Origin of the sequence: Polaromonas sp., from assembly GCF_043778355.1 — a bacterium.
Taxonomy (GTDB): Bacteria; Pseudomonadota; Gammaproteobacteria; order Burkholderiales; family Burkholderiaceae_C; genus Polaromonas.
The window spans coordinates 43375-57358 of record NZ_JAYWHI010000100.1 but is presented as its reverse complement, the minus strand read 5'-3'; the positions used below and the strand labels follow the sequence as shown (position 1 = coordinate 57358).

Annotated in this window: 16 protein-coding genes; 9 read left to right on the top strand and 7 right to left on the bottom strand. The window is 59.3% G+C overall.

Annotated features, from left to right (window positions below):
- Positions 1–40 precede the first annotated feature (40 nt).
- Positions 41–472, bottom strand: a complete 432-nt coding sequence (locus ACH2CW_RS14520; protein ID WP_395059361.1) for a DUF3717 domain-containing protein — start codon at positions 470–472, stop codon at positions 41–43.
- Between the two features lie 456 nt (positions 473–928).
- Between ACH2CW_RS14520 and ACH2CW_RS14515 the strand changes: the two genes are divergently transcribed.
- The 3 genes from ACH2CW_RS14515 to ACH2CW_RS14505 all read left to right on the top strand — a co-directional run bounded on the left by ACH2CW_RS14515 (position 929) and on the right by ACH2CW_RS14505 (position 2623).
- The gene (locus tag ACH2CW_RS14515) at positions 929–1657 is read left to right on the top strand and encodes a TerC family protein (protein WP_395059359.1); all 729 of its coding nucleotides are present in this window, start codon (positions 929–931) and stop codon (positions 1655–1657) included.
- 97 nt (positions 1658–1754) lie between these two features.
- On the top strand, positions 1755–2204 hold the full coding sequence (locus ACH2CW_RS14510) for a hypothetical protein (RefSeq protein WP_395059357.1): 450 nt from the start codon (positions 1755–1757) through the stop codon (positions 2202–2204).
- Positions 2205–2272: 68 nt separating this feature from the next.
- The gene (locus ACH2CW_RS14505) at positions 2273–2623 is read left to right on the top strand and encodes a phage holin family protein (RefSeq protein ID WP_395059355.1); all 351 of its coding nucleotides are present in this window, start codon (positions 2273–2275) and stop codon (positions 2621–2623) included.
- Here ACH2CW_RS14505 and ACH2CW_RS14500 read toward each other — a convergent pair.
- Together ACH2CW_RS14500 and tfpZ are read right to left on the bottom strand one after the other, a co-directional pair.
- Positions 2582–4177 carry a M48 family metalloprotease gene (locus ACH2CW_RS14500; protein ID WP_395059467.1) on the bottom strand — a complete coding sequence of 532 codons (1596 nt, stop codon included), beginning with the start codon at positions 4175–4177 and terminating at the stop codon, positions 2582–2584. The two genes, ACH2CW_RS14505 and ACH2CW_RS14500, sit on opposite strands and share 42 nt — an antisense overlap.
- Positions 4164–5018 carry a TfpX/TfpZ family type IV pilin accessory protein gene (gene tfpZ, locus ACH2CW_RS14495; RefSeq protein WP_395059353.1) on the bottom strand — a complete coding sequence of 285 codons (855 nt, stop codon included), beginning with the start codon at positions 5016–5018 and terminating at the stop codon, positions 4164–4166. Before tfpZ ends, ACH2CW_RS14500 begins: the two co-directional genes overlap by 14 nt.
- Here tfpZ and moaC point away from each other — a divergent pair.
- A complete protein-coding gene (gene moaC, locus ACH2CW_RS14490; RefSeq protein WP_395059351.1) occupies positions 5000–5488 on the top strand; it encodes a cyclic pyranopterin monophosphate synthase MoaC in 489 nt (162 codons plus the stop codon). The genes tfpZ and moaC overlap by 19 nt on opposite strands.
- Before the next feature lie 16 nt (positions 5489–5504).
- Here the strand turns inward: moaC and ACH2CW_RS14485 are convergent, their stop codons facing one another.
- Positions 5505–7085 carry a PglL family O-oligosaccharyltransferase gene (locus ACH2CW_RS14485; protein ID WP_395059349.1) on the bottom strand — a complete coding sequence of 527 codons (1581 nt, stop codon included), beginning with the start codon at positions 7083–7085 and terminating at the stop codon, positions 5505–5507.
- 31 nt (positions 7086–7116) lie between these two features.
- On the opposite strand from ACH2CW_RS14485, the gene ACH2CW_RS14480 reads away from it, so the two are divergent.
- The 5 genes from ACH2CW_RS14480 to ACH2CW_RS14460 all read left to right on the top strand — a co-directional run bounded on the left by ACH2CW_RS14480 (position 7117) and on the right by ACH2CW_RS14460 (position 10712).
- Entirely contained in the window at positions 7117–7608 is a 492-nt protein-coding gene (locus tag ACH2CW_RS14480) for a DUF2919 family protein (protein WP_395059347.1), read from the top strand.
- Positions 7605–8282, top strand: coding sequence for a glycosyltransferase (locus ACH2CW_RS14475; protein WP_395059345.1), 678 nt, complete (start codon positions 7605–7607; stop codon positions 8280–8282). Before ACH2CW_RS14480 ends, ACH2CW_RS14475 begins: the two co-directional genes overlap by 4 nt.
- Positions 8283–8310: 28 nt before the next feature.
- On the top strand, positions 8311–9996 hold the full coding sequence (locus ACH2CW_RS14470) for a methyltransferase domain-containing protein (RefSeq protein ID WP_395059343.1): 1686 nt from the start codon (positions 8311–8313) through the stop codon (positions 9994–9996).
- Positions 9993–10229: a hypothetical protein gene (locus tag ACH2CW_RS14465; RefSeq protein ID WP_395059341.1), complete on the top strand. Its 237-nt coding sequence runs from the start codon at positions 9993–9995 to the stop codon at positions 10227–10229. The genes ACH2CW_RS14470 and ACH2CW_RS14465 overlap by 4 nt, the downstream gene beginning before the upstream one ends.
- Before the next feature lie 66 nt (positions 10230–10295).
- On the top strand, positions 10296–10712 hold the full coding sequence (locus ACH2CW_RS14460) for a hypothetical protein (RefSeq protein ID WP_395059339.1): 417 nt from the start codon (positions 10296–10298) through the stop codon (positions 10710–10712).
- A gap of 36 nt (positions 10713–10748) precedes the next feature.
- Here the strand turns inward: ACH2CW_RS14460 and ACH2CW_RS14455 are convergent, their stop codons facing one another.
- The 3 genes from ACH2CW_RS14455 to ACH2CW_RS14445 all read right to left on the bottom strand — a co-directional run bounded on the left by ACH2CW_RS14455 (position 10749) and on the right by ACH2CW_RS14445 (position 13966).
- A complete protein-coding gene (locus tag ACH2CW_RS14455; RefSeq protein WP_395059337.1) occupies positions 10749–11069 on the bottom strand; it encodes a hypothetical protein in 321 nt (106 codons plus the stop codon).
- Between the two features lie 62 nt (positions 11070–11131).
- Positions 11132–11554 carry a pilin gene (locus ACH2CW_RS14450; RefSeq protein WP_395059335.1) on the bottom strand — a complete coding sequence of 141 codons (423 nt, stop codon included), beginning with the start codon at positions 11552–11554 and terminating at the stop codon, positions 11132–11134.
- Positions 11555–11710: 156 nt separating this feature from the next.
- Complete coding sequence (locus ACH2CW_RS14445) at positions 11711–13966, bottom strand: tetratricopeptide repeat protein (RefSeq protein WP_395059333.1); 2256 nt, start codon at positions 13964–13966, stop codon at positions 11711–11713.
- Between the last annotated feature and the right edge of the window lie 18 nt (positions 13967–13984).

The following is a 13984-nucleotide window of genomic DNA, read 5'->3' as shown; positions in this document are numbered from 1 at the left end:
GATATGGGCCGAAGGCCGAAAAGGCTTGGAAGTCTGACGGTCAAGCCGAATCTGGCGGCGCATCCTTTTTCTCCAGCGCGCGGTCGGCGTAACGGCCAAAACGCCAGGCCGTGTCTTCCTGGGTGATACGCCGCCAGGTGCTGCGCTTGGCGGCCGGGCTCATCTCGGGCCAGTGCTGCACCTCTTCAAAGGTGCGGCCACAGCCCTTGCACAGGTCATCGCCCTGGCTGGTCGAGCAGATCGCAATGCAGGGGGTGTCGGCGGTGCTGTCGTACCAGGCGCGCCAGGCCGCCATGGCCTTGATCGGAAAACCCGCCTCGTCGGCCTCGTCCTCATGGTAGAAAACCATCAGCGCATAGACCTCGGCCAGCGCCCGCAGCTCCGGCGCCAGCGTGACGCCATCGGGCGACGGTTTTTTCTCGCGCCAGTAGTTGATGGCGGCTTCAATGTCGGTGATGTGGATGCCAGGCATGCGGGCTTTGCGATTCGGAAAAGAAAAAGGGGCAGAAACCGGGCCGCCGCTGGTGACGGGGAAAGCCATTTCCGGCTGGGCCATGAATGATAGGCCAAGCCTGCGCCCATCCCGTGCACCGGGCTTTTTTCGGGCCGCGCCGCGCCAACTTTTGCAAAAACTTGCAATTTGTTGTCAAATATGCGCTTCCGAAGGGGAGTAACTCCCTCGTCCGGCCGCATCGGGACCCTCCCGCCGCCAGACGTTCAGCAAGTCGTCATTACGAAGTTCACACTTCCGGCTTGCTGGGCATGCAGTGCAACGCATGTCGAGCCAGACCTTCGATTGAAACCTGAACAGGTTTGATCGAGGCGTCGCGGCAACCACTCCGCCCCTCACCGACCTTGTCTGGTTTTTAACGAAGCCGGAAGTCCGCGCGCCGGATTTCCACATCGCAACCTGACGTGAAAGTGTGAAATGGAATTATTCTCAACGCCCTGGTGGTCTGCCCTGCTGGCCATCATCCTGATTGACCTGGTCCTGGCCGGCGACAACGCCATCGTGATCGCGCTGGCCGCGCGCAACCTGCCGCCGCATCTTCAGAAAAAAGCCATTGCCTGGGGCACGGTCGGCGCCATTGTCGTGCGCTCGGTCATGACCGTCGGTGTGGTCTGGCTGCTCAAGATTCCGGGCCTGATGCTGGTCGGCGGCCTGGGCCTGCTCTGGATTGCCTACAAACTGCTGGCCGACCAGGGCGACAAGGAACACGACGGCCCGGTGGCCAGCACCTTCTGGGGCGCGATGAAAACCATTGTGATCGCCGATGCGCTGATGGGCGTGGACAACGTGCTGGGCGTTGCGGGCGCTGCCCAGGGATCGTTTGACCTGGTGGTGATCGGCCTGCTGATCAGCATTCCGATCGTGGTGTTTGGCAGCACCATGGTGCTCAAGCTGGTCGAGCGCTTCCCGGTGATCATCAACATCGGCGCTGCAGTGCTGGCCTTCACGGCCGCCAAGATGATTGTGAGCGAGCCCCTGCTGGACCCTGTCTACGGCGGTCCCGGTGCGCCGACAGCCTCTGCCACCCTGACCACCGCCGCGCAATGGGTCACCTACGCCGTGGCCGTCGCCGGCGTGCTGGGCGCCGGATGGTGGGTGACCCGCCGCAGCAAAACTGCCGGTGACAACAAGTTGGCCGCAGAATAATCTGTCCTCGGGGAAGATGCGGCGGCCCGTCCGGGCCCTGCATCTCGGCCTGGCGCCAGAGAGTCCGTACAACAACAGCTACCAACCGGAAAACTTCATGGACAACCTGATTGTGTACATCGACGAGGCCGCCTACGCATTGACGACGCTGACACCCATGCTGGCGGCCGGCCAGGCACGCACCCCCATCCGCTGGATCGTGGTTGGCTGTGCCCCCCGCGTCACCCACCACGTGAGCAAATGGGTCACCCACAGCGCGCGCAAGAACTGGCGCAGCAAGTGGGCTGAAAAAGTCTTCTCTCAGGTCGTTCCGAGGCTGCAGAGTCCAGGCGACTCGGTGATCACCCAGGTCGCCAGCGGGCCCTTGTGCGATTTGACGGATGCACTGATGGCCCAATACGGCACAGGTCGCGTGCTGGACGCGCGCCGTCCCAAAGTGGGCAACGAATTCCAGCCGGTGACGCGCCAGCCTACGCCGCAGGTACGCAGTCTGTGGAGTTACGCCGCGGTGATGGCGAGCACCAGCATGTTGCTGGCGGCGGACTGAGCTGAGGCGATCTCCGGCCTGTCGGCACGTGCCAACAAATGCGCGGCACGGGTGCTATTCTTGCGCCCATGAAACTCATCATCAAATGGCTGCTCAGCGCTGCCGCCCTGCTGGCGGTGGCTTATCTGTATTCCGGCGTCACCGTCACCAGCTTTCCCGCAGCGCTGCTTGCGGCGGCGGTGCTGGGCGCACTCAACACCATCGTGCGTCCGATCCTGGTGCTGCTGACCCTGCCGGTGACGCTGGTCACGCTGGGGCTGTTTCTGTTCGTCATCAACGCCTTGATGTTCTGGGCCGCAGCCAGCCTGCTCAGCGGCCTGCACGTCACTGGTTTTGTGGCGGCGCTGATTGGTTCGCTGATTTATTCACTGCTGCAGCTAGCGATCGAGTTTCTCCTGGAGCGCCTGTTCTCGAAGTAACTGGTCGATTTCGCGCGCGCGGGTATCGATGATCGAGCCATCGATATGCGCGCTGGCGCCGGAACCGGTGTCGCGGCCGCTGCGCATCAGGTCCTGCGCCGCCTTGAAGCGGTCCCGCGCGGCGCCGAAGTCAAGTTGCGCCACGCGGCTTTCTGCATCAGAGCGGATTGCCCGAAGCGTCTGGCCCTGCTGGCCTTGCGCCGTCGCCAGCAGTTGCCAGGCCATCGCGTCTTTGGGATGGGTGCTGACCCAGGTCTGCAGGCGGTCCGACACATCCTGCGGGCGTCCGGCCGCCAGATCGGCCTGCGACTGCAACAAGACCGCCGCTCGGCTCTTGCCATTGGCCAGTTTGGGGGCCGGCGCCGCACGTCCCGCCGCCATATCAAGTTCCAGCGACAACAGTTCCACCGCATTCACCATGGATGGGCTGGCGGCCGCCGCTGTTGTCAGCCTGTCGGCCAGGCTGCGTGCCTGGCTGTGCTCACGCAAGCGGGCGGCCGCCAGGGCGCCCGCGTACAAAGCGCCTGCTTCACGCGGCTTCAAACCCTCAGCCGCGGACAAGGGCACGCGTTGCGCCTGCGCCAGCAACTGACGCAAGGCCTCCGTGCTGACATCCCCCAGCAGGCGCGCGCGCCCGGCCATCATCGCGTGAACCACACGCGCGCGGACGCCTTCGGCAGAAACAGCCGAGGCCGAGGACGCAGACCCCTCCAGTTGCAGCCGGCCTTTGGCCTCGCCGATACGCTCCGTGGTCAGGGGGTGACTGCGCAGGTAGGGGTAGGAGCCGTTGTCGTTGAGCCGCGAGGCCTGCTGCAATTTGTCAAACATGGTCGCAAAACCCTGCTTTTCAAAGCCCGCATCGGCCATCACGCCAAAACCCACCCGGTCGGCCTCGCGTTCCATGTCCCGGGAAAAGTTGAGCTGGTTCTGGACCGCAATCGCCTGCCCGCCAGCGATGGCAGCATTCGCAGCGTCGGGATTTTTGCTGGCAGCCATCATGCCAAGGATCATGGCGGCCAGCATCCATGGCATTTGCTGGCTCTGTTTGCTCATCAGGCGCGAAATATGTCGCTGCGTCACATGGCTCAACTCGTGCGCCAGCACGGAGGCCAGCTCGTCCCGGCTTTCCACAACACCGATCAAACCGAGGTGCACACCCAGGTAACCGCCAGGCAGGGCAAACGCATTGATGGTGCGGTTGCGAATCAGCATGACTTCCCAGGCGAAGCGTTCCTCCAGATCGGCACTGAGGTCGCCGCGCGCACGCGCCGCCGTCATCAAGGGCTGCCAGATGCCTTGCAGGTAGTCGCCCAGCACCGGATCGTCCAGATAATCCGGGTCGCGGTAAATGCTGCTGGCGATACGGTCACCCAGACGCCGCTCCGCGCTGGCCGGCAACTCCGATGTATCGCCCAGCACCGGCAACGAGCCACCGGAACGCGTCGGCGCCTGGGCTTGAGAGAAACTGGCGGACGCTATTAAAAGTATAGCTGCCAGCGCTTGTCTGCCATGGGCTACAGGCCTTTTTCTCTTGATAAATTCAGAAGGAGTCAATGGGAACAAAGGCAATCACCTCGGTAGTGTTGAGATCCAGCAAAGCCGTCCAGTACTTGTCACGGCCGGCAATGGGCAGGTAGCCGAGCGCCGCTTCGGGCCTGTCTGCACCCGGTGCCGATTTCAGCGCCGCGTCAATCAGGCCGGCCTGAGCGGGGAAACGTGTTTTGAGGTTGGCCAGCGGTTTGGTTGCAGCCGTGACTTGGATGCGCGCTTTTTCATAACCCTGCCACAGGCCGGGCCGGGCGCCCAGGGGGGTCCCGCCCAGCGCCACCAGGGTCATATCGACCTTTTCCTTGTCGTTACGGAACGCCCGCATCGACAGCAGGGTGGGACCGGTCCACGGCAAGTGCCGCAGTTCAGGGGGCGCCTGATCCAGCTCTGCGTCGGGAACCTCGATCGCATGCACCACCCGAAACCGGTCCATTTCGAAAACAAGATGTACCGGCCGCGCAACCGATACGGTCCACAGGCCGTAGGCGAGCGCCGCCAGTTGCAACAGCCCAATGATTGACAGGTCGCGTCGCAGCTCCCGAACCGGCTTGCTGCGGTTGAAAACTGTCAGCGTCAACAAAGGCCCCAGGACCACATCCACAGCGATCACGATGAAAAACAACTCCCGCCCCCCGGAGATTTCCCGGTATGGGTAGGGATACCACATCCCGAACACCAGCCATGCCGCAGCAGCGGCCACCGCCAGGCTGATCATCAGGTGGGTACCCGCCGCCAAAAGGCGGCTGCTTCTGAACGGACGCGGCATGGACAGGGTCATGGCGGACATGCTCTTATGATGGGGGTTGCTTGTAAAGGTTTCGTAACAGTATGACCACGACTTCAACACTGACACATTTCGACGGCCAGGGTCAGGCCCACATGGTAGATGTTGCGGCAAAACCCGATACCCGCCGGACCGCCGTGGCGCAAGGCCGTATTGTCATGAACGCAGCCACGCTTGCCATCATCCTCGAAGGCACCGCAAAAAAGGGCGACGTGCTGGGCATCGCGCGGATTGCGGGCATCATGGCCGCTAAAAAAACCAGCGAACTGATCCCGCTGTGCCATCCGCTCGCCTTGACCCATGTGGCGATCGAGTTCACATCCGATGCACCCAGCGCCAGCATCCGCTGCCTCGCCACGGTCGAGACGGTGGGGCCCACCGGGGTGGAGATGGAGGCATTGACCTCGGTACAGGTCGCGCTGCTGACCATCTACGACATGTGCAAAGCGGTGGACCGGGCCATGGTGATCACCGATGTCAAATTGCTGGAAAAACACGGTGGGAAATCCGGGAGTTTTGTGGCGGCGGGGTAAAAGCCGACCGTCCCTCTCAAGGCGCCAGCCCATTCGGCAGGCTCAGGCCCCGGCGCCATTGCGCATGATTTTCCGGGAAGGCTGCTCGGTAGCGGGCCAGGTGCAGCAAAGCTTCATCGTCACGTCGCAGCATCACGGCACTTTCGATCACCTTTTCGATCACCCGCGGCTCGGGCGAGTAATGAAGCAACTCGCTGCTCAGCGTGTGGATCTGTAGCGCATTCTGCGGGGTCAGCGGGGTCAGGCTCAGTGCCGCGAAGTTAAACTGATGCCGGAACAAGAAGGTGTCGCGAATTTTTTCCAGCGTGTTTTCGCGATAAGCGGCATCACGCTGCGCAGGCACGCGATAAATCTGACTGACCCGGTGGTAGTCCCAGGCTGCGTAGGCCGCCACCGCCATCATCAGCGCCGCTGTTGCAGCCAGAAGATAGTTGATCTTCGCCCGCCCTGTACCGAGGACGGCCAGCGGCGTCCCTGCGGGGTCATCCCGCTCCCGCGTTGTCCAAAGCAGATACACACACAGGCCGACGGCCATCTGAAACGGTCCGTACCACAAGGGATATTCAAGCAGGCTGTGCAGCAGGATCAGCGCGAGTACGCCCCAGGCCATTTGCCGCGTCGGCGCGGTTTCGCACCAGGGCCGGGCCCGCAAAACCAGCCAGCCGGCACTACCGAGAATCAGCACCGCCACCGGAATGCCCAACTCCACCGCCAGATGCAAAGGCAGGTTGTGCGCGTTGTCCAGAATGTCACAAAAGCGCTGGCCGGGGTACAGGGTCATGTAGTGTGCATGGTCGAGCTCGCCCCAGCCCCAGCCGAACCACGGCTTTTCCCCGATCAGGGTTAATACGTTGGACCACAGGACGAGACGGCTCCCGCACCCTGGCGTCTCTTCGAAACGTGCGACCAATCCGCTGGTATGGACCCCCGTCAGCAGCACCAACAGCCACGGCAAAACCAGCGCCCAAAGCAGATACACACCGAAGGCCAACAAGGCCGTTTGACCGACGCCGCGACGCCCGCGGCTGGAATAGACCATCGCAACAAGCAGGATGGCCAGCCATTGCAGCGCACCGGTCCGCGAACTTGATGCGGCGTTGCCCAGTGCCAGAAGCGTTAGCAGAGCTGGCAGGTAGCTGCCCGCACTTTGTCGCGGATGCCAGATCAAAGCCACCAGACCGATACCCATCAAGCTGGCAAAGTGGTTGCGCTGGCGCAGGTTGCCAAAGGCCTCGCCGGGACGCGTCAGATTCATCCAGGGCGTGAAGTGTTCGCTGAGGCCAGCATATTGGACAGCGCCCACGACAGCGCTAAGGGTGGCGGCGACGACCCATCCGCGCCGAACCATCTCCGCCGTCAGCGCAGCCGGACCGACACACGCCATCAACAACAGCAGCAGGCCCACGGAGAAAGCTGACGTGAGCCACGGCCATACCGATGGGGACGGATTGCCGGCAAACGGCATCACCCACGGCACGATCAGGACAAGCAGCACAAACACGTGCACCCGTCGCCAGACATGGACGTTGCGAGGCGACTGGATCAAACCCGGCAACGAGTCGATAAAGGGCACTTGATCGGGGTTGGGCGGTGGCATGAGTACAACATCTCTTGCGCTATATTTGACCATGGCCGAATTGGACGAACGCTACCTGAATGTCAATCGCTTCGATGTCTTGCGTGTTCCGGGCCCCCTGTGGCTGGCCATGGCGTTTTTGGGCCGGCACTGGATACTCCTCATCATCACCCTGGCCTCCCGCAGATCGCCTGACGCCATCCAGCTGGCCAGCAGTAGTTTGTCGGCCGCTGTGCTGCTTCTCGAGTTGCCCGTGTTGATCCTCGCCTACGCCGGTTTTGCGCGGTACCCCACAGCCGGCAAGGTCTTGAGAGGTATCTGGCACAACGGGCGCGCCATTCTTGCCGCGACGGCGGTCATCAATCTCGGGCTGCTGGCCTGGTTTTTATGGCACGCCGACGTATGGCGCCGACCAGAGCTGTTTTTGGCAAGCTGCGGCCTGCTTGATCTCGCGATTGTTTACGGCATCTACTCGTCAGCCTATATCAAACAGGTCTTCATGGAATTTCCTGCACCTGCCGGGCCCGGAGGAACACCTTCATGATCCGGATTTTCATCGGCTTTGACCCTCGCGAGACCGTGGCTTGGCATGTACTGACCCATAGCATCCTGGCGCGCTCGACCGAGCCCGTGAGCTTTGTCCCGCTGGCATTGAACAACCTGAAAGCGTTGATGTGGCGCACGCGGGATCCGCTTCAATCAACGGACTTTTCCTTCTCCCGCTTCCTCACGCCCCATCTGAGCAACTACGAAGGGTGGTCCCTGTTCATGGATTGCGACATGCTGGTGCTGGACGATATCGCGAAGTTATGGGCTATGCGGGACGAACAGTACGCGGTGATGTGCGTCAAACACAACCATGTTCCCCGCGAATCTTCCAAATTCCATAACGAAAAGCAGACGACTTACGGAAAGAAAAACTGGTCAAGCGTGATGCTTTTCAACAACGCAAAGTGCCGTTCGCTGTCGCCTGAGTTTGTCAATGCCGCCAGTGGCCTTGAACTGCATCAGTTCAAATGGCTGGGCGATGATGGCTTGATCGGCGAGTTGCCGGCTGGCTGGAATCATCTGGTCGGCTACGACAAGCCCTGCGCAGATGTCGCCAATGTGCATTACACCAGTGGCGGTCCGTATTTCAACGAATTCGTGGCGTGTGACTATGCAGATCCCTGGTTTGAGGAAAAGCAACACATGCTGCGCGCCGATCAGCGCTCTTGAACCATCCCTTCAACAACAAACACCCGCAATGCTGATTCACTGGATCGTCGACGGTATCAAGGGAGATGCCGCGGCAGGCTTCTCCAGCTCACTGGCCTCGAACCGTTATCGGGTCATTATTCCTGCAGCCCAACTCCGCCGGGAGGGGCATACCGTTGTGTTTATCCCCATGAGCGAATGGGCCACCAGCAGGACAAAGTCATCTCCGCCGGATGTGTGCGTGATTGGCAAGCTTCTTCCCAACAACGACCCCAGCAGGTTTGAGCGACTCGCCCTGCAGGTGCTGGACGGCATCACCGCGTCTGCGGCGCAAGGCATCACCACCGTTGCGGACTTCAGTGACGATCATTTCGACAATCCCCAGGTGGGCGCCTATTGGCGGGCACTGGCAGCACACGCCAGTGTCTGTACTGCAGGATCTGACGTGATGGCACAAGCGGTGCAGAGCCACAGCCAGGGGCCCGTGACGACGGTAGGCGATCCCCTGGCGTCGCCACCTGCCACGCCCCGCGTTTTTCAGGCCGCCAAAGGAGTATCTGCCTGGACGCAGAAGCTGCTGGGGGGCAGCAAAACCAGACAACGCCTTAAACTCGTGTGGTACGGAAACAATGGCAACTGGCCCGCGATGCAGCAGTGGGCTGATGCCTTGGGCGAATATTCCTCAAGCCAACCGATGCTTGTCTGGATCGTGACCCGGCCGAACGCCGTCATTGAAAATTACATTGAGAGCTTCAACCAGAAGCACCGTCCGGGCGCATTGATGGAGTTGGTTCCCTGGGAGGAAGCCACTCAATGGTCCGTCGTGCAGGACGCCGATATAGTTCTGGTACCGTCCGACCTTTCTGCCAAGGCCAAAGCTGCGAAATCTGCCAATCGGCTCACTGACGCACTCCATGCCGGACGTTATGTGGTGGCATCGCCCCTACCGGCTTACGAGGCTTTCCGTGCTTACGTGTCGCTTACCGATGATCCTGTACAGGCGGTTCGAGACTATCTCGCACAACCTGCGCAGGCAATGGAGAAACTTTCCGCAGGCCAGATCGCCGTTCGTACGCGGCATGACGCCGCTCAAATCGCGACCGAATGGCTTCGGGCCTTTCGCTTGAAAAGCGGCAAGTCCACCGTACCCCAACATCCCCAAGCCCTGGCCTCTCTGATGCCGGCTGCCCCCAAGGCAATGGTCCGCCTGAATCTGGGCTGCGGCGACAAAATTCTTCCTGGGTACGTGAATGTGGACGTTGTAGAGGCACGCGCAGGCAAATCACCCGATGTCATTTGCGATCTGCACGAGTTGAGCTGTTTTGAGAACGATCATGCCGATGAAATCATGGCGATTCATGTGGTCGAACATTTCTGGCGCTGGGAGATTGAAGCCATCCTGCGGGAATGGCTGCGGGTGCTGAAACCGGGCGGAAGCATGGTTCTGGAATGCCCGAATCTGCTGAGCGCTTGCCAGGCACTTCTGGCAGAGCCCGAGCTGCGGTCGCGACAAGACAAGGCCGGTCAAACGAGCATGTGGGTGTTCTATGGCGACCCTGGGTGGAAAGACCCATTGATGATTCATCGTTGGGGTTACACACCTCACAGTCTGGCCCAACTGATGCAAAGCGTCGGAATGGTCAATGTGCGTCAGGAAGCAGCCGTTTACAAGCTACGGGAGCCCAGAGACATGAGACTGGTCGGGGAAAAGCCCTTTGTCGGGGGTGAAGAATGAGCACACCCACCTTTGCAGAGCTTTTTATGGCCCACACGGGGAACGTGAGTTCCAAGTGGGTTCAGTATCTCGAGGTCTACGAGCGTTTTTTTGCCCCTTACAGAAACAAACCCTGCAAGATCCTGGAGATCGGCGTGCAGAACGGCGGAAGTCTCCAGCTTTATCAGAAGTATTTTCCGCTCGCCGAGAAAATAGTCGGCGTCGACATCGACCCGAAATGTAAAAGAGTGTAGTCAGACAACATCTTCATCGAGATTGGCTCACAGGCTGATCGCGATTTTTTGTCGGATGTCGACGACATGCACGGGCCGTTCGACATCGTTATCGATGATGGCAGCCATGTTTTCGAACATCAGATTGCCAGCTTCGACACTCTTTTTCCGCGTATGTCCCCAACTGCAGTCTATATTGTGGAGGACACCCACACAAGTTACCTTCCCGATTTTGAAGGCGGCATCCGCAAACCAGATACGTTCATCGAATACGGAAAACATGTGCTGGATCAGGTCAATGCGCCCTTCTTTGCGGACCCGAACAGCAGGGCAGAGTGGCTGGCGGAGCATTTGTACAGCGTGTCGTTCTACGACTCCATGGTCGTTTTTGAAAAGCGTCCCAAAGCCGCTCCCTTTGTACTGGCCATTGGCGCGGAGGGGCATAGACAAGTTCCCGTTTTTCAGGATCTCGCGTTCTTTCGGAGAAAACGCTCTCTTTTATAGGATCCGTCTCGTCGAAAAACTCTAACGTCGTCTGAATTAGCGCTTGCGGCTGATGTGAACAATCACAGCTTCGGTTGCAAAGTCGACAAACTCTTTGGTGTAGCCCAGCTCCTTCAATGCCCAGCGAAAATCGTTTCCAAGTCGGGCCCTGGACAACCAGCCGAGCTTGTGATGATCGTGGAACTCGACCGCCTTGACACAGGCCTCCTCGGTAATGCGAGTAAGGCGGTTCACGGAAGGACGCTTGCCCGGTTGACTGTCGAGGGCAGGAGGATATCGTTTGGCGATCTGGTCAGCCAGATCAACTGCAAAATCTTTGATTTCGGATTTTCGCCCCAGGCGAAGAAAGCTCAACATCGAAAGTCCTGACTTGTGAAAAGGCACACGAATGTGCCCTTCCACAACCTTAAGTTAAGCGATCAAGCACCGCGGCATGAAGCCGGTGCGTACTTGGCAATGGATGAGTTGCAAGTCCACACCACGGTCTGGCCAGTCCAGCTTGGTGTCAGGGTGACGATGAACGAAGTCGTACCGATCGCGTCTTTTGAGGTCACGGCGATCGTTCCCGATACGTCCACCGAGCCGGTAGAGACAAATTTCGTAGAAGAAATACCGAGGGCAATGGCGCTGGCAGCGGTTGCACCGATGGACATCGTGTTGGCCAATTGTGCGGCCTCGGTCACAGCTGTGCGGGCGGAAGATCCGGCCAGAATCACTTCAGAGGCGCGGGCGCGAACGGTGTAGTCCTGATAAGCAGGCAGTGCCACTGCCGCCAGAATGCCGATAATCGCCACAACGATCATCAGCTCGATAAGGGTAAAACCCTTTTGCATAGATTTCATAAGAACTCCTTGAAAATTAAACTCAACCCAGTGCGCGACGAAAAGCTTTGTCGTGCCGAGCAATGGCAGCAACTCTTGTGCCAAGTAAAATGAGCGTGGATTTGCCGCTTTTCAGCGGGAAAAGCTACTTTTTAGTCATGGTGTGCGACAAATTTGTCATGCAACAAGAATGCTTTTCAGGCGCTGTGTCGCTTCGCTGATCACCCCTGGCCAATCGTTGTGCTGCGGCTGTCTAAGGACTCTGGCATCGGGGTACCAAGGCATGTGTGTGGTGTTCAAGCCGTAGCGCCATTCAGGGATGTGCGGGGCAAGCACAAGAACCGTCTTGCCCAAGGCGCCCGCATAGTGGACAGTGGTGTTGCAAACAGTCACGACACAATCGAGCGCTTCAATCAGGGCCGCAAACTCGTCCAAGTCCGCAATCGCCTCGTTCCAGTGTGTCAACATGACGTTGGAAGATGCCGCAATTTTCAGATCCTCATCCACTGAACCATACTGCAGACTGATCCAGGTCGCATTCACCGCAGCCGTCATCGGAGCGAGCTCGCTGGGTGACATCGATCGCAGGACACGCCGGGTAGCCTGCAGACCGCCCCGCCAGGAGACCCCAATCCAGGGTCGTGGTCCGGTGGCCTCCAATCGCTTGCGCCAGTAGGCAACCCGCTCCGGATCCACTTTCAGATAGGCCTGACCGGGAAATGCCTCAACACTGTTCCGGAAGTACTGGGGCAAGTCTCCGAGTGGCACGAAATAATCGACCTCACCAATCGTTGTTGCCCACTCCATTCCCCTGTCCTGTTTGGTATGCACGATTTCACACTGGGGAAAAGACCGGGCCAGCGTTGGAGCAACACGCGCGATCACCTCGACCACAACCCGAGCCGGACCCAATGCCAGCAAATCCGGCAGGCAGGAGGCCAGCATCACCTGATCTCCGAGACCCTGCTCTGCCAACACCACAATACATTTGCCAGCGATATCCTGGCCGCGCCATTTTTTAAAGGGCAAGACCCGGTGCTGCCGGGAATAGGCCAATCCACGGTAGGCATATCCAGCCCAACCTTCTGCGAAATTGCCCAGTAACAGGTTAATTTGGGCTCGCTGCAGATTCAAATTGGCGTCGCGTGGCTGAATAGCCAGCGCTTCGTTCAACATGGCCAGTGCTTTTTCAAAGTTCCCGCTGTAAGCATGCGCCACTGAATAGGAAACTAAAAACACACTCCTTCGAGCGGGCTCACGCTCAATCAGGTCGTCGAACAACGCAATGGCTTCGTCATAAAAGCAGGCCGTCGACAAGGTCGCCGCCAGCAGGGCCTGATGCAGAAAGTTGGGCTCCAGCTCAAACACCTTCCGCCTTATCTCAAGAGCCTCAGCGTGCTTTTCCAGGTTACTCAAGCATTGCGCGAGGTCACCAAGCACCTTCACATTCTCGAAACCTGCTTCTATTGCGCTGTTCAAACTCTGCAGGGCATCAGCGTTTTCATTGGCACCAAGAAGCGCAGCCCCGAGCGCAGCCAGCGCCTGTCCGTCTTCAGGATGCCTTGTCAGATAAGCCCGCAACACATCCACCCCACCGCGAAAGTCACCCAGCTTGCCATACAGCGCATTGAGTTCGCACACAGGATCTGAAATGTCCGGCCATTCGGTACAAATGGCCTCGGCTCGGGCTAGCGCCGCGTCCGTCTGACCAGCCTTTCTGAGCGCATCGACTTCGTCCCAAAGCTCACGCCACGGCGCTCGCTCCTCATCCGGAAAGGTATTGCCAGCAAGCTCAATCGACGACGCGATCGGTGTAAACACTGCGCCGACGTCGCTCATTTCGCCCTCCAGGTAAGCCAAATTCTGCAAGGCCAAGGTAAATCCCGGGTCGATCTTCAACGCTTTTGCAAAGCACGCATGAGCATCACCCGGCTCTTGCTTGGCAAGATAGACGAGCCCCAGGTTGTTCCACGCAGCCTTGTCTTTGTCGTTCAAACGCAAGGCCTGGGTCAACGGGAGTTCAGCGCTTGGAAAGTTCCCAGCCGTGACCTGACAGAACGCCAGTTGAGCGAGGTAGCGCGCGTCGTTGGGAGTCACGTTTTTTGCGAATTGAGCGTGCTCAATGGCGGCTTCCGTGTCTCCCTGCTCAAGCAGCAAAAGTGATAAGCCGAAATGCGCGTCCGCAAAACCGGGCGCTTCTTTGAGCACCCCGCGAAAGCCATCTTCAGCATCGGCATCTCTTCCTTGGCGAAAAGCTATTTCTGCCAGGATGCAGTCCCGTGTCAAATCGCGTCGTACCGTCGCCGCATTAAGCTGATTCGCAGCTTCCTGCGCGCGAACCAGATCACCCTCAATAATCAGTCCGCGAATCTCTTCTACTGTCCAGAAGCGTTTGCCTGATGAAAAAAGTGTGCGTACCAACTGCTTGAGCATGAACCAGATCCTGACGAA

Excerpts from the sequence above, each read along its gene's own strand:
- ACH2CW_RS14485 (WP_395059349.1), bottom strand. The coding sequence starts at position 7,085 with ATGCCACCGCCCAACCCCGATCAAGTGCCCTTTATCGACTCGTTGCCG.
- ACH2CW_RS14460 (WP_395059339.1), top strand. The coding sequence starts at position 10,296 with ATGCACGGGCCGTTCGACATCGTTATCGATGATGGCAGCCATGTTTTC.
- ACH2CW_RS14450 (WP_395059335.1), bottom strand. The coding sequence starts at position 11,554 with ATGAAATCTATGCAAAAGGGTTTTACCCTTATCGAGCTGATGATCGTT.
- moaC (WP_395059351.1), top strand. The coding sequence starts at position 5,000 with ATGACCACGACTTCAACACTGACACATTTCGACGGCCAGGGTCAGGCC.
- ACH2CW_RS14445 (WP_395059333.1), bottom strand. The coding sequence starts at position 13,966 with ATGCTCAAGCAGTTGGTACGCACACTTTTTTCATCAGGCAAACGCTTC.
- ACH2CW_RS14470 (WP_395059343.1), top strand. The coding sequence starts at position 8,311 with ATGCTGATTCACTGGATCGTCGACGGTATCAAGGGAGATGCCGCGGCA.
- ACH2CW_RS14480 (WP_395059347.1), top strand. The coding sequence starts at position 7,117 with ATGGCCGAATTGGACGAACGCTACCTGAATGTCAATCGCTTCGATGTC.
- ACH2CW_RS14465 (WP_395059341.1), top strand. The coding sequence starts at position 9,993 with ATGAGCACACCCACCTTTGCAGAGCTTTTTATGGCCCACACGGGGAAC.
- ACH2CW_RS14520 (WP_395059361.1), bottom strand. The coding sequence starts at position 472 with ATGCCTGGCATCCACATCACCGACATTGAAGCCGCCATCAACTACTGG.
- ACH2CW_RS14515 (WP_395059359.1), top strand. The coding sequence starts at position 929 with ATGGAATTATTCTCAACGCCCTGGTGGTCTGCCCTGCTGGCCATCATC.
- ACH2CW_RS14505 (WP_395059355.1), top strand. The coding sequence starts at position 2,273 with ATGAAACTCATCATCAAATGGCTGCTCAGCGCTGCCGCCCTGCTGGCG.
- ACH2CW_RS14475 (WP_395059345.1), top strand. The coding sequence starts at position 7,605 with ATGATCCGGATTTTCATCGGCTTTGACCCTCGCGAGACCGTGGCTTGG.
- ACH2CW_RS14510 (WP_395059357.1), top strand. The coding sequence starts at position 1,755 with ATGGACAACCTGATTGTGTACATCGACGAGGCCGCCTACGCATTGACG.
- ACH2CW_RS14455 (WP_395059337.1), bottom strand. The coding sequence starts at position 11,069 with ATGTTGAGCTTTCTTCGCCTGGGGCGAAAATCCGAAATCAAAGATTTT.